This window comes from Bacillus paranthracis (assembly GCF_024296885.1).
Classification (GTDB): Bacteria; Bacillota; Bacilli; order Bacillales; family Bacillaceae_G; genus Bacillus_A; species Bacillus_A paranthracis.
The window spans coordinates 2,725,365-2,743,073 of sequence record NZ_CP101135.1; the positions used below are offsets into that span (position 1 = coordinate 2,725,365).

General features: G+C 34.7%; 15 protein-coding genes and 1 other annotated feature. Of the genes, 4 read left to right on the plus strand and 11 right to left on the minus strand.

The window, feature by feature from the left end; all coding sequences use genetic code 11:
* Positions 1–112: 112 nt before the first annotated feature.
* Positions 113–323: a binding site (T-box leader), on the minus strand.
* 338 nt (positions 324–661) lie between these two features.
* Complete coding sequence (gene proC, locus NLJ82_RS14035) at positions 662–1,480, plus strand: pyrroline-5-carboxylate reductase (RefSeq protein WP_000360694.1); 819 nt, start codon at positions 662–664, stop codon at positions 1,478–1,480.
* A gap of 130 nt (positions 1,481–1,610) precedes the next feature.
* On the opposite strand, the gene NLJ82_RS14040 is transcribed toward proC, so the two are convergent.
* Positions 1,611–3,251, minus strand: coding sequence for a M20/M25/M40 family metallo-hydrolase (locus NLJ82_RS14040; protein WP_000049529.1), 1,641 nt, complete (start codon positions 3,249–3,251; stop codon positions 1,611–1,613).
* A gap of 75 nt (positions 3,252–3,326) precedes the next feature.
* Positions 3,327–4,076, minus strand: a complete 750-nt coding sequence (locus NLJ82_RS14045) for an IclR family transcriptional regulator (RefSeq protein WP_000250760.1) — start codon at positions 4,074–4,076, stop codon at positions 3,327–3,329.
* A 267-nt stretch (positions 4,077–4,343) separates the two neighbouring features.
* Here NLJ82_RS14045 and NLJ82_RS14050 point away from each other — a divergent pair, with 267 nt between their 5' ends.
* Positions 4,344–5,768 carry an amino acid permease gene (locus tag NLJ82_RS14050; RefSeq protein ID WP_000079971.1) on the plus strand — a complete coding sequence of 475 codons (1,425 nt, stop codon included), beginning with the start codon at positions 4,344–4,346 and terminating at the stop codon, positions 5,766–5,768.
* Between the two features lie 60 nt (positions 5,769–5,828).
* On the opposite strand, the gene NLJ82_RS14055 is transcribed toward NLJ82_RS14050, so the two are convergent.
* The 4 genes from NLJ82_RS14055 to NLJ82_RS14070 form a co-directional block, all read right to left on the minus strand.
* A complete protein-coding gene (locus tag NLJ82_RS14055; RefSeq protein WP_000916223.1) occupies positions 5,829–7,016 on the minus strand; it encodes an RtcB family protein in 1,188 nt (395 codons plus the stop codon).
* A gap of 274 nt (positions 7,017–7,290) precedes the next feature.
* Positions 7,291–8,322: a Delta(5) desaturase DesA gene (gene desA, locus NLJ82_RS14060; protein WP_000171518.1), complete on the minus strand. Its 1,032-nt coding sequence runs from the start codon at positions 8,320–8,322 to the stop codon at positions 7,291–7,293.
* A gap of 424 nt (positions 8,323–8,746) precedes the next feature.
* The gene (locus NLJ82_RS14065; protein ID WP_001227686.1) at positions 8,747–11,131 is read right to left on the minus strand and encodes an immune inhibitor A domain-containing protein; all 2,385 of its coding nucleotides are present in this window, start codon (positions 11,129–11,131) and stop codon (positions 8,747–8,749) included.
* A gap of 258 nt (positions 11,132–11,389) precedes the next feature.
* Positions 11,390–13,063, minus strand: a complete 1,674-nt coding sequence (locus tag NLJ82_RS14070) for an alkaline phosphatase (protein ID WP_000497799.1) — start codon at positions 13,061–13,063, stop codon at positions 11,390–11,392.
* Between the two features lie 267 nt (positions 13,064–13,330).
* Here NLJ82_RS14070 and NLJ82_RS14075 point away from each other — a divergent pair, with 267 nt between their 5' ends.
* Together NLJ82_RS14075 and NLJ82_RS14080 are read left to right on the plus strand one after the other, a co-directional pair.
* The gene (locus NLJ82_RS14075; protein WP_000809096.1) at positions 13,331–13,813 is read left to right on the plus strand and encodes a DUF2975 domain-containing protein; all 483 of its coding nucleotides are present in this window, start codon (positions 13,331–13,333) and stop codon (positions 13,811–13,813) included.
* Positions 13,814–13,823: 10 nt separating this feature from the next.
* On the plus strand, positions 13,824–14,039 hold the full coding sequence (locus NLJ82_RS14080) for a helix-turn-helix domain-containing protein (RefSeq protein ID WP_000974621.1): 216 nt from the start codon (positions 13,824–13,826) through the stop codon (positions 14,037–14,039).
* Positions 14,040–14,079: 40 nt separating this feature from the next.
* On the opposite strand, the gene NLJ82_RS14085 is transcribed toward NLJ82_RS14080, so the two are convergent.
* The 5 genes from NLJ82_RS14085 to NLJ82_RS14105 all read right to left on the minus strand — a co-directional run bounded on the left by NLJ82_RS14085 (position 14,080) and on the right by NLJ82_RS14105 (position 17,708).
* Entirely contained in the window at positions 14,080–14,391 is a 312-nt protein-coding gene (locus NLJ82_RS14085; RefSeq protein ID WP_000845971.1) for a hypothetical protein, read from the minus strand.
* Positions 14,392–14,501: 110 nt separating this feature from the next.
* Complete coding sequence (locus tag NLJ82_RS14090; RefSeq protein ID WP_001253793.1) at positions 14,502–14,888, minus strand: DUF3887 domain-containing protein; 387 nt, start codon at positions 14,886–14,888, stop codon at positions 14,502–14,504.
* Positions 14,889–14,890: 2 nt separating this feature from the next.
* Positions 14,891–15,568: a YhfC family glutamic-type intramembrane protease gene (locus NLJ82_RS14095; RefSeq protein ID WP_001013696.1), complete on the minus strand. Its 678-nt coding sequence runs from the start codon at positions 15,566–15,568 to the stop codon at positions 14,891–14,893.
* Between the two features lie 89 nt (positions 15,569–15,657).
* Positions 15,658–16,974 (minus strand): GHKL domain-containing protein, encoded by a 1,317-nt coding sequence (locus NLJ82_RS14100; RefSeq protein WP_254754511.1) that lies wholly within the window; start codon positions 16,972–16,974, stop codon positions 15,658–15,660.
* Positions 16,974–17,708: a response regulator transcription factor gene (locus tag NLJ82_RS14105; RefSeq protein WP_000021640.1), complete on the minus strand. Its 735-nt coding sequence runs from the start codon at positions 17,706–17,708 to the stop codon at positions 16,974–16,976. The genes NLJ82_RS14100 and NLJ82_RS14105 overlap by 1 nt, the downstream gene beginning before the upstream one ends.
* Position 17,709 lies beyond the last annotated feature (1 nt).

A 17,709-nucleotide genomic window follows, 5' to 3' on the forward strand; every position in this document is an offset into this window, starting at 1 on the left:
AAAATCAAAGTTTTTTATACATTACACTTCTATTCATACAGCTTTCTTATAAGTGCTGCACGTAGCCTATTTAAGAGCAAAATAAAAATGACCGCTTCGCCCTTAATAAAATAAAAAGGACGAAACGGTCATTGTTCCGCGGTACCACCTTAATTGATATACATAGATATCCACTTGGTGCCTATAACGCAGGCAAACGCCTAAACTTTCATTTAAGACTCAGGGATAGGTTCGATATATTCTATACGAGGAATCTTTCAGCCGGTGAATTCCACTCTCTTTCGCAAGAAGACATATGTACTATTTCCCTTCAACGATTTTCGGTTTAATTTTTTTATATTATGCGATATAGTTCGATTTGGTGTCAAGAGGTATTTTAAAAATAAATAGAACGACAAGTTACTTGTATGAAATTATTGCCCTACTGAATGAAAATACAAATCGATATAAGGTCAATTCATATTTATAAACATAAACCTTATATTTTAGTGTATATATTTACAGAATGTTGAATATAATTGATTTTTATCTTTTCGTATTGCAAAAAGGAATATATTCTCTTAGAATGTTTCTTTATATTGCACAGAGATGTTATTGTTATATTAAGATAACAATTTCGAAATGATATAATTTATTAAAAAAGGAGCAAGATTGAGTTATTATGGATAAACAAATTGGATTCATCGGATGCGGAAATATGGGGATGGCTATAATTGGCGGGATGCTAAATAAACATATAGTGTCTTCAAATCATATCATTTGTTCAGATTTAAACACGACAAATTTAGAAAATGCTAGTGAAAAGTACGGAATAACTATAACTACTGATAACAATGAAGTCGCTAAAAATGCTGATATTTTAATTTTATCAATTAAACCAGACTTATACCCATTAGTAATTAACGAAATTAAAGAAGTGATAAAAAACGATGCTATCATCGTTACGATCGCTGCTGGTAAAAGTATTGAAAGTACTGAAAATGCCTTTAATAAAAAATTAAAAGTTGTAAGAGTAATGCCTAATACTCCTGCTCTTGTTGGAGAAGGAATGTCAGCATTATGCCCGAATGAAATGGTGACAGAAAAAGATTTAGAAGATGTGCTAAACATTTTCAATAGTTTTGGTCAATCAGAGATTGTAAGTGAAAAGTTAATGGATGTTGTAACATCTGTAAGTGGTTCTTCACCAGCATACGTATATATGATTATAGAAGCGATGGCAGATGCTGCTGTACTAGATGGCATGCCAAGAAATCAAGCATATAAATTTGCTGCTCAGGCAGTATTAGGCTCTGCAAAAATGGTACTAGAAACAGGAATACATCCAGGTGAATTGAAAGATATGGTTTGTTCTCCTGGCGGAACAACGATAGAAGCTGTAGCAACTTTAGAGGAAAAAGGCTTACGAACAGCCATCATTTCAGCTATGCAACGTTGTACACAAAAGTCTGTCGAACTATCTGGTCAAACGAAAAAATAAAACTATTAAAGAGATCACGTTAGTTATGAATTTCATTAGAAATGCACTACATGATAAACGGCCAAACTCGAATTTACTTGAGTTTGGCCGTTTTAGTTGTTAATTATATTAAAATAATTTCCCTTCCCTACTATACTTGTGTAATTTTATTAGAAACAAGTAATTTTTCAATGCAAATCGGTAACATGTCTAATAGCGTTTCAAATGCGTAATTTACATCTAGACGTTCTGTCCATTGATGTGCATCTTTTCCTACCGGTCCCATATTTAAAACTGGAACATCAAATTCTTCTAGTTCCTGAAGTGGAATTGAGTAACCTTTATCCCATAATGGCATATTGTCTACAAGTGAACTCATTGAATGTAATGGATTCTGTAAGCCCACATAACTCAAATCTGAAATTCCTCCAAAATAGTTTTGGTTTTCAAATGAAATATTATGATTGAAGTTTGCATACTTTTCCATCTCTCCAACTACCTCTTTAATTAATTGGTTGTTGCGTGAACTTACAGCTGGATAATATGGCGGAGCAAAGAAAAGTACAATCATCGGTGCTTTTTCTTTACATAAGATGGCTAATTTATCTACTAAATCAATCGTTACCGCACGATCATCTTTATCTTCTCTATTTTTTATAATGCTAGATTGAATTTCATTTATTTTCTCTTGCCCATGTTGTTCAATTGCATATGCGATAAGCTCTTCATACGTTAATACATTTACTTTGAGGTTAGGTGGTATGAATGGATTATATTTAGAAAAACAATATGCATGTTTTTCATACGACTCTTCTATTTTCTCTGCTACTTTCGTTACTTTTTGACGCAGCAATGAAACGACATCTGTCATTGATTTTTCTAATAAAAACAAATTAAATAATGTGACTGCACGATGCGGAATTTGTACAGAGTAATCCTCCTTTAAGTCCCTTTGAAGTAAATTAGTTGGCGGAGGACTCGCTTCCCCTTCTACAATATCACAAAGGTCTGTATTCAACTCTAATTCTGCTGTTATTAATGAAGCCATATAACTCCCATTTAGGCCCGCAAAAGGTTCACCTACATGTGTCTCTTTTCCGTAGCAAAGAAAACCAGGTAACACTTTACCAATAGAACCAGTATAAATATATTTCTTTTGATCACCAGGGTGCCTTGAAAACATAGGCTCTGAATTTAGTACCGTTTTATACTCTAAATCATGTTCTCTTGCTAACTCTAGTAATCTTGGAACAGCAGCTCTCATCCCTACAGAGTTTACTTCTTCATCTGGTACAGCCAATAAAAGAACATTCCCATCAAATCTTTCTTCGCAAGCTTGCTCAATCATTGCCATTTGTAATGCGAGGCCGCATTTCATATCCATTGTTCCTCTACCAAATAGCCAATCTCCATGTTCTAAATCTTCACGTACATGGGCCGGTAATTCATCTTTATGAGAATAAAACATAGACGTTAACTTTTTAGGATTGAATGCATCTTCTTTCCACACGCCGTAATCTTGCACATCTACAACATCAAAGTGACTAACAAGAACTACGGTATTTTTTGTACTGTCACTTTTCTTTACTAGTGCTGTAACAAAGTATCGTCCATCGCCCGTCGGATTTTTTTGCAAATGATGCGGGTTTTCTTTGAAGTACTGTAAATCAGATAATTGTTCCACAACAAAGTCTGGCAATATCACTTCAGCTTCTGTACCTGTAATACTAGGAATTTCAACAAGACCGCTTAATAATTGAATCAATTGTTCTTTTGATTGCCACTTTGACATATAAATCCCCCTATTTTTCCGCATTATGAAAATTAATTCCAATATATGAATAAAAAATGACGGCAGTTATCAAAATTATAGTTCTGATGTACTGCCGATTTTTATTGATATTTCATGAGCTGCTTGTTTCACCTTACTAATAAGAAAAGAAAGTCGATCATCATTAATGCGATGACTAATTAACCCAACACTTAATGCTCCTACTACTTTATGATTAAATCCGATAATAGGTGCAGCTACTGAAGCTGTCCCTTCTGTTTTTTCTCCATAACTGACAGCATATCCTTCGTTTCTTATTTGCTTTATTTGATCAAGAAGAATTTGCTTATGTTCTGGTAAAGCAGAAAGTAGCTGTTCAACAATATATTCCATTTCATTCTGTTTCATATTGGCAAGCATCGTTTTATTTGCGGCACCAATTGAAAGTGGAATTTGTTCCCCTAGGTTATCGATAACTCGAATTTTTAAAGGACTATCCATTCTTTCAATGATAATAGAATGTGTTCCATTTGGAATGTTCAAATAGACACTTTCTTCTACTTCAGAAGCCAAACGCTTCATTACTTCTCTTGCGACTGATCTGTAGTCTACCTTCTCCAATTGTCGTAATCCTATTTCCATCCACATTGGTCCAATTTTGTACTGTTTCGTCTCTGAAATTTGCGTAACTAGCCCATGCTCGATTAGAGAGTTAAGTAGTCTATGTACTGTACTAACTGGGAGATGTGCTCTGTCCGCTATATCAGAAATGGCCCAATACTCTTTTTCATTAGTAGAATTTAATAACTTTATAATACTTATTGCTCGATCAATGGACTGTACCATAACTCACCTCTACTTGACTTGTAATATGTTAGTACGCTCAATTACCTATCAATTTAACAAAAATTCGAAATGAAATCAATCTATTTATTCAATTTTCTAAAAATAAAAATATGCTGCGAACGATAATTTGAAAGCGTAAACAAAAAAATATTGACTTTTCTTTTTAATTATCTGAAAATTATAACAAGATTTCACATCACGGAATACATTCCATAATACGGAAAAACATCAAACTTTATGCTATCAACTACGAAAGTGAGGAAAACAATGGCGCAAGTAAATAATACAAACAATGAATTAAAACGTACGATGAAAAGTAGACACTTATTCATGATTGCACTCGGTGGTGTGATTGGAACGGGGTTATTTAACGGATCTGGCTTTATCATAAGTCAAGCTGGACCTGGTGGATCCGTACTTGCCTTTATGGCCGGTGGATTATTAATGTATTTTGTTATGCTATGTCTTGGTGAGCTCGCTGTAGCCATGCCTGTTTCAGGCTCTTTCCAGGAATATGCCACTAAGTTTATTAATCCTGCAACTGGTTTTACAATCGGATGGTTGTATTGGTTAAGCTGGGCGAATACAACCGGCCTTGAATTTACAACTGCCGGCATTACAATGCAGCGCTGGTTTCCTGATATTCCTGTTTGGGTTTGGTGTTTAATATTTGGCGTTACAATCTTCACGATTAACGCATTATCTGCTCGTAGTTATGCAGAAACAGAATTTTGGTTTTCAAGTATAAAAGTATCTGCCATTATCGCTTTTATTATTCTTGGCGGCGCCGCTATGTTCGGTTTTATTGATTTAAAAGGCGACGAACCAGCTCCGCTATTATCAAATTTCGTGAATCATGGTGGTTTATTCCCAAATGGACTTGCAGCTATCCTATTAACAATGGTTACAGTCAATTATTCCTTCCAGGGTACAGAACTTGTCGGAATCGCTGCAGGTGAAAGTGAAGATCCGGCAAAAACTTTACCTCGTTCTATTAGAAATATTATATGGCGTACGATGTTTTTCTTCGTCTTAGCAATCTTTGTTCTCGTTGCTTTAATTCCTTGGGAAGAAGCAGGATTAACAAAAAGCCCGTTCGTTGCCGTTTTTGATAATATCGGTATTCCATATGCCGCTGATATTATGAACTTTGTTATTCTTACTGCTGTTCTTTCTGTCGCAAACTCAGGACTATACGCGGCAACTCGTATGCTTTGGTCATTATCCAAAAATGAAATGGCTCCAGCCTTTTTAAAGAAATTATCATCACGAGGAATACCTTTGAATGCTTTAATTATGACAATTGCTATTTCTGCTTTTTCTCTTTTAACAAGCGTTGTAGCTGCTGAAACGGTTTACTTATGGCTAATTTCCATTTCTGGAGTTATAACAATCATTGTTTGGATGTCAATTTGTGTCTCTCAATTCTTTTTCCGCAAACATTATGTAGCAGACGGTGGAAAATTAGAAGACTTAAAATTTAAAACGCCACTTTATCCTCTTGTACCAATTCTTGGTTTCGGATTGTATGGCATTATTTTAATCAGTCTTATTTTCATCCCAGAACAACGACTTGGAATCTATTGCACTGTACCATTTATCATCTTTTGCTACACGTACTATCACTTTAAAGTTAAGAAAAGAATTTCTACTAACACTAATAGTGAAACTAAAATTAGCGAGACGATGTAATACCCTGCTTATCTAAAAGATCGCACATGGCTTCCACTTCATGTGCGGTCTTTTATCATTTTAATTCGCTTTAAAATTATATAATGGCTTAATAATATGCTTTATATCTATTGTCTCTTTCGTATTTTCGATAATTTCATTCATTGGCTTGTATACCATTGGTGCCTCATCAATTGTGCTCTCTGCTACCGATGTAGTCCAAACTTCTGTCATCGTATTTTGGAAGTCCTCTAGACTCAATAATTCTTTAGCCTTCTTGCGACTCATGATACGTCCTGCCCCATGCGGACCAGAATAGTTCCAATCTGGATTACCTTTACCAAACGCAATAATTGAACCATCTCTCATGTTAATTGGAATAATGACTCGTTCATCTTTCTGAGCTGAAATAGCACCTTTTCGTAGAATCATATTTTCTATGTCTATATAGTTATGTATTGTAGTAAATTGATCGGTTACTTTCCAGTCCATTTTCGTAACAATTTCATCGATCATTGCTTTACGATTTAACGCAGCATACTTTTGAGCAATATTCATGTCATTCATATAATCTTTGAATCCCTGTCCTTCTAAATAAGCTAATTCTTTTCGAATATTAGGCTTCTTTATTCCACGTAAAGTTTCTTGTATTTCTTTTTCTCTCCCTTCTTTCATTAATCTCTTAATAATCTCATCTTTCATTGATGTAACATCAATGAGTTGTTCATATGCGAAGTTCTGATAATACTCTGCTATTTGCTTTCCTAAATTACGAGAACCACTATGAATGACAATATATACATTCCCTTTATCGTCTTCATTTAGTTCGATGAAATGATTCCCTCCTCCAAGAGTACCTATACTTTTTTGAGCGCGTTGTAATGTAAATGGTGCTCTCACACCATCAAAATCAATCATTTTTGAGAATCGATGTTCTTTATCTCGGATACGAAAACCACTTGGAACGAATTTACGAATTGTTTCGTCTAAATAATCGAAATTAATTTCTTCTTTTTTCTTATCAATTACAACAACTTCCATACCACAACCAATGTCTACCCCTACAAGATTAGGAACGATTTTATCTTGTATTGTCATTGTTGTCCCAATCGTACACCCTGCTCCCGCATGTGTATCTGGCATAATACGAATTTGACTATCCTTTACAAATTCTTGGTTACAAAGATCAATAATCTGCCCTGTCGCAGTCTCATCAACGTTATTCGTAAATACTTTCGCTTCATTGTATTTTCCTTGTAATTTCAACATCTTTCATTCCCCTTCCTTTTGAAAGAATTATTTTATTACGTTGTTTCTGTTCTCATCATTACTCTCATCCACCTTTTGCTTTCCATTATATATGTATGATATCCTTCACAATAATAAAAAATAATGATGTTTTATCTTGTTTACATAATATGATTATCGTATCCTTTAATTTATACCTACATATGAGTATTCCACGTCCTCAATATCCGTTATATATAACAAAAACTCCCCTTAAATCGAAAATGATTAAGGGGGAGTTTTATAGCCGATGAAATTATAATTCCGATTTCACCCGAACAGAAACATTATTTTTAATTATATTTTTTACATCTTTAAAGCTAACAAAATTGTTACTTTTCTCATCCCAAAGACGGAAACGGAGTGATCGTAAGCTTGTAGCAAGTGTAATTGTTGGTACATTTTTTAACGGAAGCGTATTATTGTGTGCCTCTTCTAGTTTATAGTTAGGTACTCTTGGACTTAAATGGTGAACATGATGAAATCCAATATTACCAGTTAAGAATTGCAAGATTTTTGGAAGTTTATAAAATGAACTTCCTTCTACTGCCGCTTTCACATATTCCCAATCTTTATCTTCTTCAAAGTAAGAATCCTCGAATGTGTGCTGTACGTAAAACAGCCAAATCCCTACTGAACCTGCAATTAAGAATATCGTACCATGTACTAATAGGAACGATTGCCATCCTATTGCCCAGCAAAGTATTGCTACTACAGCAACGATAATAATATTCGTCAAATACGTATTCATACGTTCTTTCTGTCTTGCACCTTTTCGGTTAAATCTATTTTTAAGCAAGAAAACATAAATCGGACCTAATCCAAACATAACGAATGGATTGCGATATAAACGATATGCTAAACGAAGTCTAAATGGTGCAGCTACATATTCATCGACTGTAAGCGTCCAAATATCTCCTGTACCTCGCTTATCTAAATTACCACTTGTAGCGTGATGAATCGCATGCTCATGCCCCCATTGATCAAATGGGAATAACGTTAACACACCCATACATGTACCTACTATTCTATTTGCACGTCGACTTTTAAAGAATGAATAATGGGTACAATCATGAAAAATTATGAAAATTCGCGTCATAAAACCAGCAGCTAACAAAGATGGAACTAATGCTAACAGATAAGAAACAGACAAACTTTTATAAGCGAGATACCATAAAACAACAAATGGCACGACTGTGTTAATAAGTTGCCACACACTTTTTTTAATTGTTGATTTTTCATATGGAGCAACTTGTTTTTTTAAATTTTTAGTATTTTCTAATGTCATTTTACTAATTCCTTTCCTTTTTGTTGCTAATTCATATTATAGCATACTATTAGTATCAGGTGTTAAAAGTAGATGTAATAAATTGAAACTTTAATCAGTGGGGGTTTTGTTCATCCCCCACTGATTATTAGTTGAACCAATCGGGCTTTTACGGGCAGTTGATCCCCCACCTAACTTCTTTGCTTCCGCTGAATTTTGAGGTGAGGGTCTTACTGCCCGTTAATGCGGGATAAATATTATATACTATAAAAATCTCTTTTTTCTTACTCAATACTTACAAATTACTTACTCCCCAAATAGCGCTATAATTGGACAAATGGAGCGTTTTATTTATAAAATGAACTTCTACAAACTTTTTCACAAGCAGAAAAGAGCTGCCATAAGTCAGTTTCACCGGCTTATGGCAGCTCCTCTTCATTTTATTTTATCGATGGATCCAAACTGCACCTGCAGACTTGTCTTCAGCTTGACCTACTACTTCAAACTTCAATCCTAGTTTAGGTAACTTACGTCCCGCATCTGGAATAACGCTGTTGATGTATTGCTTAGAATCATCAAATTTTGCAACTCCTGGTAATCCTTTATAGTCAAAGATACCGCGAGTTGGTGAATTTACTTTCCATGCTGGCGTTTGATCAAATGAGAATGCCGCATCGGCAATTTGATAACGTGTACTGCTCTTCACAGTAGGTTGTCCGTTTAATGTTCCTACGATTGCCTCTGGATGAGAATCAACTACTCCAAGGAACCCTTCACCTGGATGAACGCCTACCCAGTTATCTGTAAAGCTTTGATCCGCATACCATACAACCATTCCTGTATTAAATACTGGACCACGTGCATATTGTAATGCAGTATCAGACCCAGCGTAATTACGCCACTCGATATAGTAGTTATGTTTCTTCTGTTCAAATCCGTTAGACACAGTAAATCCTTTTAATGTCATTGCTGGCTGGCCTTCTGCGTCATCAGAGAAAACAACTTTTCCATCTACAGTTAATGCTGCATTGTCTAACGCAAATCCTTTATATGCTACTGCAATATCTGTTACATACTCAAATTGCAGTTTTACTTTCTTTCCTTTGAATTGATTTAAATCATATGATTTATCAATCCACTTACCATCCGTTGTATCTATACCGCCTTTTACATCTTTTTCGCCCATTCGATCAATGAGTGTCTTCGTTCCATCTTCTGCAATCGCATATACGTCAAGGAAATCATACTTCGCTTCCAGTTCGTAAAATGCCTTATAATCGAACTTGGCATCCGTTGCAGTCGTTAAGTCAAATACTGGTGTCTCAAGTGTTGTATGAATGTCATTTCCTTTCGTGCTGTAATAAAACTTCTTACCAAATGCTGACTCAATATTTTTTATATCTTTGTCCGGCAAGTTAACACGAATGATTCCTGGTCGTTTTGATTTTGTCACACTTTGATCTAAATACGTTGCAGTACCGATTCCCGTGCGAAGTTTATCATAATCGACCTCAATAATATTCGCCCAGTTCCCCTTCATATTTTTTTGGAAAAACTCTTTATTTTGTGGTGAGAAACTTGTTGGCTCTGTACCTGCAATTTTTCCAGCCCAGCTACCGCCGCTCATTAGGGACCATGATTCAACTGGTTCACCTTGTCCTGAATACTTTGTATCATATTCATCTGGCAAGCCTAAATCATGACCATATTCATGTGCAAATACACCAACCGCTCCGTCCTCAGGCTCGATTGTATAATCGTATGCAGCCATCTTTCCGCCCCAGTTCGAAACAGAAGATTTTGTACCATCAATCGCATATGGCTTCGATCCTAGTTTTGAGCGATGAGACCAAATCGCATCATCTTTCAATTTACCACCGCCAGCTTCTTGTCCCACGCCTGCATGTACTACCATTAAATGATCAATGATTCCATCTGGCTCATTTTTATTTCCATCACCATCTTGGTCGTATTGATCAAATTGATCATAATCAGCTAAATTAATGCCTTTTGCTACCGCTGCTTTCAATGCTTCTTTCACAAAATCTTTTGGGCCTAAAGGACCTTTATTGTCATGACCAGTTCCCGCATCAGCACCATAATCTGACGCTTTTCCTGGAACAGTAAGCCATTCCGTTACAGTTCCATCAACTGTGTAGCTTCCGCCAGATTGTTCTTCATAATACTGTTTAAATGTATTAATCTTCGATCCATCAAATAACGTAAATGGCTCATCACCAAATAACATTTTTTGATAATGTTCACGATTAAAGTCCTTAGAATACATATAACCCGGTTCTTGATCAATATTATTATGCTTAAAATCGCTAAATTCTACGAGTAATACAAGTACTTTATCTTTTCGAACAGCCCCATTGTACTCAGCTTGCTTCGCTGGTGTAGTTGGTACTTTTCCATTTAATTTTCCTGGGTTCAATCCTGCACTTTGCCCAGCTACTGGTCCTACTTCGGGCTGCTGCGCCTGTTCATTTTCCTGCATTTTTGTATCTTTTACTTTTTTCATAAAATCTGAAGCTTCTTGCGTAAGATTATCTCCTGTCAAGATTTCTTTTCCAGGGTTTTCCCCTTTCTTTTTCTCAACATATTTTTCGACAGCCTTTGATGTCTCAGCTTGTGATGCAGATTCATCAATTACTCCCCTTTGCTTCAGTGCTTCTGCCAATCGCTCCTCTGGTATTAAATGCTCATCAATTGGTAGAGATGGTGGCGCATCAGCATATGCTGCATGGCTTCCAAAAGCAAATGTACTACTTAGCACGGCTGCTGTTGTTAATACCGCTAAAGGTTTTAATTTCTTTTTCTTTCTCAATGTATTTCCTCCCCAGTGTCTGCAAATTATCGATTTTTGCCGATAGCAATATAATATTCGTTATAATACGAATATTCAATCTTTTTAAAGCGCTAAAATGTTGAGAAATATTTTTTCTAGGATGAAAAACATAAAATAGGTAAATTCACAGGAAGTTCACTCTAGAATTTGTGGTTCTCTTTCCTCTTTTTTTCGAGTGAAATCTCATCTATACAAAAATGCCAATTCCTAAGTAGTAGCTAAGGAATTGGCATTTTTTTAACGAGAATGCTTTATGAATAAACGACTTGCTTCTTCTGGTACATAGAACTTACCATTGCTTTCTACAACAACACTTCCTAGTTCATAATCTTTATTCTTAATACGAATTATATTTTTGTTAACAAATAATTGAGCTGTTACATTATTATGTTTTACTATGAGTACAGGGTTCGCTACATCAGTTTTATCTATTGTTACAGTTGCACCATTCTGCTTAAAAGCTAATTCACTCTCTACAAATAATTTGTTTGTTACTTCTTCTAAGTTAAAGCCCATCGCTTTCGCTATTGTCTTTGCAACGTCCGTGTTTTGAATCAAACCAACTGGCTTTTGAGGGCCGTATGAATATAAAAATACATCCTCACCAGTATGACCTCCTGTTGTAAAGCCTATGTTCGCACGGTTAGCCAATAATGTAGTGAAAATTGGACCTACGTCTATTTTCTTTTTAACCACTTTTAACCTTTCTTTTTCATCATAAGTTAAATTGTCCAACCCGTATAATTTAGCTACCTCTTCTACATTGGATAGATCAGATTTCAAATTATTGATAGCCCCTTCAAGTGTCATTTTCGCTTTTTTCAATGGATCAATATATGCAGAGACCGGCGTAGTATTATAACCTTTTGTCGTATTCATATTGCCAATAGAAATACCGCTATTACCATGGTCCGCTACGACGATTAGCATCGTATTACCATCTTTTTTTGCAAATCTTAATGCTTCTGCAACTGCATGATCAAATGCTAACACATCACTAATCATCCCAATTGGATCATTCACATGTGCTGCCCAGTCTGGCTTGCTTCCCTCCACAAATAAAAAGAATCCGTCTTTATCTTTTGATAACGTTTCAATTGCTTTTTCCGTCATTTGCGAAAGCGTTGGTTGCTTTGGATTTGTTGCTTCTCGGTCCATATCAAACGCTAAGGCATTATGTGAAAAAGAGCCCCAAATTTTATTAGATTTAGATTTCAATAATGCCTCTTTCGTTTCCACAAATTCGTATCCTTTGTTTTGAATTACTTCTATTAAATCTTCACCATCTTTTCGAATTCCACTACTTTTCACAGGGAGAAGTGCCGCTTTTCCCCCGCCTAATACGACATCTATATTTTGATACACTTGCTGCTCCGCGATCACTTCAAAATTTTTACGATTCACATGATGAGCGGAGAATCCAGCAGGAGTAGCATGCTGAATTTCAGCTGTGGCAACAATTCCAGTAGCGCGACCAGTACGTTTGGCACCTTCTAAAACATTGGCAACTGGCCGTAACTTGTCCTCTTCTTTTATTGGTTTTAAGCCAGGTGAACTCACAATAGTAGGTAATACCCCTACATATCCTGAATTCGATTTATTCCCCGTTGCTAAAGCTGTAGCTGCTGGAGCTGAGTCTGTTATAGCTGATTCCGCCGAATATGTACGAACTCCTCCTGTTACAATTTCATCTAATGCAAGTGGTTTCCCTTTATACAAGCGAGCTAATGTGGTTGCTGAAGAACTTGTTCCGTCCATAACCATCATGATTACATTTTTCGGTTGTCGTTCTACTTTTTTCACTTTCGCTTCCACCGTATGATCATCCATCATACTTTCAGTACATAACATACTTAGTGTTATCGTTCCTACTAACAGTAACTTCTTCATCTTTAAACCCAATACAAACATGATTGCGCCTCCATTAGTTTCACATTCATTTACATACAAAATTCTGACTGCCTACATATGTTTTATTAGTTCCCAATTTTTCTAAAGCTAACAATAGGAACTTTCTTATTCATTACATCTCGGTATAGTTCATCTATCTTATAAAGAAGATTTTTCATTATTAACTTGTTAAACAATAAATCCCCAATTGAATTAAATAAAAATTTATTGTTTAACAATAAATTTCGTGGTAAATTAATAAGATATTAAATAAATGAGGTGCTTTTTATGAAACAAGGATCAACACTCTTCCTAAAGACAGCTGTGATTCTAATGGGTATCCCTGTTCTTGCTATGTGCATTTTTTTAGTTCCTAAAATAGGAAACTTCGCCGCAGAATTATATCCTGATATTGCATATATTAAATATCTTGTATTTATCAATTTATACGCGACAGCAATACCTTATTATTTTGCGCTGTATCAAACATTCAAACTTTTAAACTATATTGATAAAAACAACGCATTCTCTGAGCTGTCTGTTAAAGCTTTAAAAAATATTAAGTACAGCGCACTAGCCATTAGTGTATTATATGTATTAGGTATGCCACTTTTCTATCTTGTGGCAGAGAGAGATGACGCCCCTGGCATTATTATTATTGGAATGATTATAATTTTTGCTTCAATGGTAATCGCGGTCTTTGCTGCCGTACTCCAAAGACTATTAAAAGATGCGATAGATATAAAATCAGAAAATGATTTAACGGTCTGAGGTGAATAATATGGCAATTATTATTAATATTGATGTAATGTTAGCGAAAAGAAAAATGAGTGTAACAGAGCTTTCGGAGAAGGTTGGAATTACAATGGCTAACCTTTCGATCTTGAAAAATGGAAAAGCAAAAGCAGTCCGTTTTTCAACTTTAGAAGCCATTTGTAAAGCATTAGAATGCCAACCTGGAGATATTTTAGAATATCAACCGGAAGAAAGCGAATAAAAAGAGTCCTTCATACGAGAAGGACTCTTTTTACTGCACATTACGGCGCAAAACTAATTTGACCAGTAAACAATAAGATAATTGCGATGATCCAAAATATAAAAAATGATGAGGACAGTATGAATGAAAGAATAGCAATCCCCTTCTTCTCTGTTTTTTTCGTCATTGTAATGATAGAAAGTATGATACCTGCAACTGTCAGGGCAACGGTAATATAATCTCCCACTATATTACCTGCATTCGCTATCCTTGTCGGTGTAATAAATACGAACAAAAAACATAAAATACCGATGAGTAAACATATGTAGCTTATTATACTGTACTTCTTTTTAGGAACTAGTTCAGTTTTCATACTAACTCACCCCTTCTATATAGCTATAAGTTCATATTAGCACAAATAACCATAATTTGGTTAAATCAATAAAGAACAGATACAGCGGGAACTTCCACTGTATCTGTTTTTTATTTAATAACTAAACCTGCTATTTCTTCTTTATCATTATAAGTTATAATGAATGTCCGTTGTTCTTTACTATATTTTGCTACAAGAATAACAGTATATAAGCCATCTTTTTCTTCAATCGATTGTTTTTCAATTTTTTCAAATGTACCAGCTTTCTCTATTATAGGTGTAAGATCTTTCATCTTTTCTTCTGACAATGCAGCTTTCATTTTACTATCAATTTTTTCACGCACGTCTTTATACTTTGCCTCATTTAATAATGATACAATTTCTTCCGCCTTTGGAATAAACTTTTTTGACGTACTTTCATCTACTTTATTACCGGTACATGCTGCGAGCGCGAACGCCGCGATAGCACTTATAATAATAAGTAACATTCTTCTCATTTTCATACACCCTTTCTTTTTAAAATGAAACTATAACTAAAAGTGAGTAACGCAAAAATTGCTATTGAAACTTCTGACATAATAATCCCGCTTTTCCCTGGCACATATAGCGATATAATGCCAGCTAATGCATTTACAGTCCCATGGATGAGAATTGCATATACAACATAACGAAATTTCTTTTGGACGACAGCTTGCAATACAATGAAAGAAAGCCCAACATGTAATACCATCGCAAAGATGCGCTCAATACCACCGAGATAATAACTGTCACCATTTTGAATGACTGTTTGTGATAATAATAGGGATATTACTGGGATACCGACTATCAACACCGCCTCAATACCACCATGCCCTGCTCCAAATAAAAAACCAGACTGCCAATCTCGTTGCTTCATAAAATAACGCATTGCGATAAAACGAGCTATCTCTTCAAAAATTCCAGCTGATATACTAAGCAAAACCGCAAATAGTATAGGCTGCATAACAGAAAACATTTGAAAATCTGTGCTAGTTCCATTTAAATAATTTAGTATTGGTATGCGAATCAATATTTGTGATACAACAAAAGCCAATATACCTAACATATATGGAATATAGCGTTTCTTCCAAAAAGCATATAAAAGTGCTATAAGCGGTAAACCAAAGCTAATCATTGTTGTAAAAATAAGACCATTCATCTCGCTTCACCTCTTACTTGAAGTGTATAAAATTGAGTGCAGAAAGTATGTAGTTATTTCTTATTCGGTTTCCTTTTCATCATAGATGGTCATTTCATCTCACTTAATATAAATGTTTGTGTGAAATAAGGACTTACATAAGTTGTTTCTAACGTCGCATTATTTGTTTTATTTATGATTCGTTTTAACGAAAATAGCCCGTACCCTCTAGCACCTTCTTTACTTGAATGGTTTTTTTCATAAATTTTTTGTAAATCAATCGCTTCCCCCTTTGAACTATTACACACGATAAAATATTGTCGTGAATCCATTTCAAAGAATGCGATTTGTAATATCTTTTCCTCACTACATACTGCTTCCTCAATTGCATTATCTACTAAAACTGAAATGATACGAATAAATGAAATAATCGTCATCGAAACACTTTCAATGTTCTCTGGTATATCAAGCATTACTTTTATTTGTTGCTGCTGAGCAGTGCTAACTTTTGCTCTTAATACGCTTCTTACTTCAGGAATTTGTATGCGGGATAATTTTGCGATATCAAGTTCATGATCATTTATTGTTTTTAATGTGGGAGCAATAACATCGTAGTACACTTGCTCAATTTCTTTCACATTTTTTGTACGTATTCCTTCTTCTAACGATAGTAATACATTCATATAATCATGACGAAAACTAGCAAGCTCATCATGCATATCCTCTAATTTTTCCACATAATCTAATAACTCTTTATCTAAACGTTTTTCATGCTCTTCTCGTAACTTTTCTTTCGATAAATGTGAGCTTATTAGTACGATGATTAGTAATAATAAAAAAATAATAACCGCTGAATTATAACTTACTTCACTGTATTGTTGATTTATTTTTGCTAAAAACTCAGTTGACGGCTGAGTTAAAATTAATTCAATAATAAACCCGATCATTAATAATATATAAGTTACATAGTATAACGGACTACTTACTATATATTGAGCGATTTTTTGAATTCTTTTTCGCGCTACTAAAATACCGATAAAAGTAAGGATTGATACGATAAGATGAATAATACTACCTGTCCATAAATATAAATTGAATGGCGTTAACATAAAGATTTTCATCCCTAAATCTAATAGCAACATTTTCACTAACGTTATAATCACCATACTCACCAGTGCAAAATATAAATTATGCTTAAATTTCAATTCATTTTGCATTAATCCTAAACTTATTAAAAATAACACAATCGTACTATTCAATTCTGGATATCTCGTTACTGTTACGACAATAGCAAGTAAAATAATGAATACCGTACTTAAAGCTATTAACATTCTAACTGACAATCTGTTGTATCGGATTAATTGTATATATAAAAACGTATGACACATACTAGTAAGCAGTATTGCAAATAAATCATAAATATACATTACATCTCACCCTTTAACATGTTACGTACTTTACTCACTAAACGCCGTGACACTGGAATGCGTTTCCCGCTTTTTAAAACTATCATTTTTTGTTTCGCATCGTAAGAAGACATTTGCTTCGTATTCACGATATATGACTGATGGCAACGAAATAAACGTTCATCTATTATTTCTATCTCCTTTAATGCTCCATAAAAATAAACGATTCGATCTAACGTCACTAATGCTAACCGGTGCGGTTCATCAGTCATAACATATTCAACTTCATGAAAAGGAACCCGCACAGTGGCATTACTATTTGCAACGATAAAGTCATCCGACGGAATAATATGCTTATTTCTTGCTTCATATTGAAGTAAACATTGTTCAAAAACTTTATATCTCTCCTCGTATGGCAACCCTTTATCAATAAAAGTTAAAGCTGATACCATGTATTGATATGAAATAGGTGCAAATTCAGAATGCGTCGTTACAAAAACAATAATTCCTTGCGTATCATACTTTCGTATCTCTTGTGCTACTTGTAACCCTTTACGCTCTTCCCTTTTAATCTCTATATCTAAAAAATAGATTGGGACATACTTCGCCTTCGGAATATTAGTAATAATATTTTCACTTTTACTAGTCACCTCAATAAAATCAAAAGGCAACCTATACTTCTCACAAATCTCTTCAACTAGCCGCTTCATTTGCTGTGCTTGTATGACATCGTCTTCTAAAATGAAAATACTCATG

What these genes read in the sequence shown, in the direction of transcription:
- proC (WP_000360694.1), top strand. Translation starts at nt 662, where the DNA reads ATGGATAAACAAATTGGATTCATCGGATGCGGAAATATGGGGATGGCT.
- NLJ82_RS14040 (WP_000049529.1), bottom strand. Translation starts at nt 3,251, where the DNA reads ATGTCAAAGTGGCAATCAAAAGAACAATTGATTCAATTATTAAGCGGT.
- NLJ82_RS14045 (WP_000250760.1), bottom strand. Translation starts at nt 4,076, where the DNA reads ATGGTACAGTCCATTGATCGAGCAATAAGTATTATAAAGTTATTAAAT.
- NLJ82_RS14050 (WP_000079971.1), top strand. Translation starts at nt 4,344, where the DNA reads ATGGCGCAAGTAAATAATACAAACAATGAATTAAAACGTACGATGAAA.
- NLJ82_RS14055 (WP_000916223.1), bottom strand. Translation starts at nt 7,016, where the DNA reads ATGTTGAAATTACAAGGAAAATACAATGAAGCGAAAGTATTTACGAAT.
- desA (WP_000171518.1), bottom strand. Translation starts at nt 8,322, where the DNA reads ATGACATTAGAAAATACTAAAAATTTAAAAAAACAAGTTGCTCCATAT.
- NLJ82_RS14070 (WP_000497799.1), bottom strand. Translation starts at nt 13,063, where the DNA reads ATGTTTGTATTGGGTTTAAAGATGAAGAAGTTACTGTTAGTAGGAACG.
- NLJ82_RS14075 (WP_000809096.1), top strand. Translation starts at nt 13,331, where the DNA reads ATGAAACAAGGATCAACACTCTTCCTAAAGACAGCTGTGATTCTAATG.
- NLJ82_RS14080 (WP_000974621.1), top strand. Translation starts at nt 13,824, where the DNA reads ATGGCAATTATTATTAATATTGATGTAATGTTAGCGAAAAGAAAAATG.
- NLJ82_RS14085 (WP_000845971.1), bottom strand. Translation starts at nt 14,391, where the DNA reads ATGAAAACTGAACTAGTTCCTAAAAAGAAGTACAGTATAATAAGCTAC.
- NLJ82_RS14090 (WP_001253793.1), bottom strand. Translation starts at nt 14,888, where the DNA reads ATGAGAAGAATGTTACTTATTATTATAAGTGCTATCGCGGCGTTCGCG.
- NLJ82_RS14095 (WP_001013696.1), bottom strand. Translation starts at nt 15,568, where the DNA reads ATGAATGGTCTTATTTTTACAACAATGATTAGCTTTGGTTTACCGCTT.
- NLJ82_RS14100 (WP_254754511.1), bottom strand. Translation starts at nt 16,974, where the DNA reads ATGTATATTTATGATTTATTTGCAATACTGCTTACTAGTATGTGTCAT.
- NLJ82_RS14105 (WP_000021640.1), bottom strand. Translation starts at nt 17,708, where the DNA reads ATGAGTATTTTCATTTTAGAAGACGATGTCATACAAGCACAGCAAATG.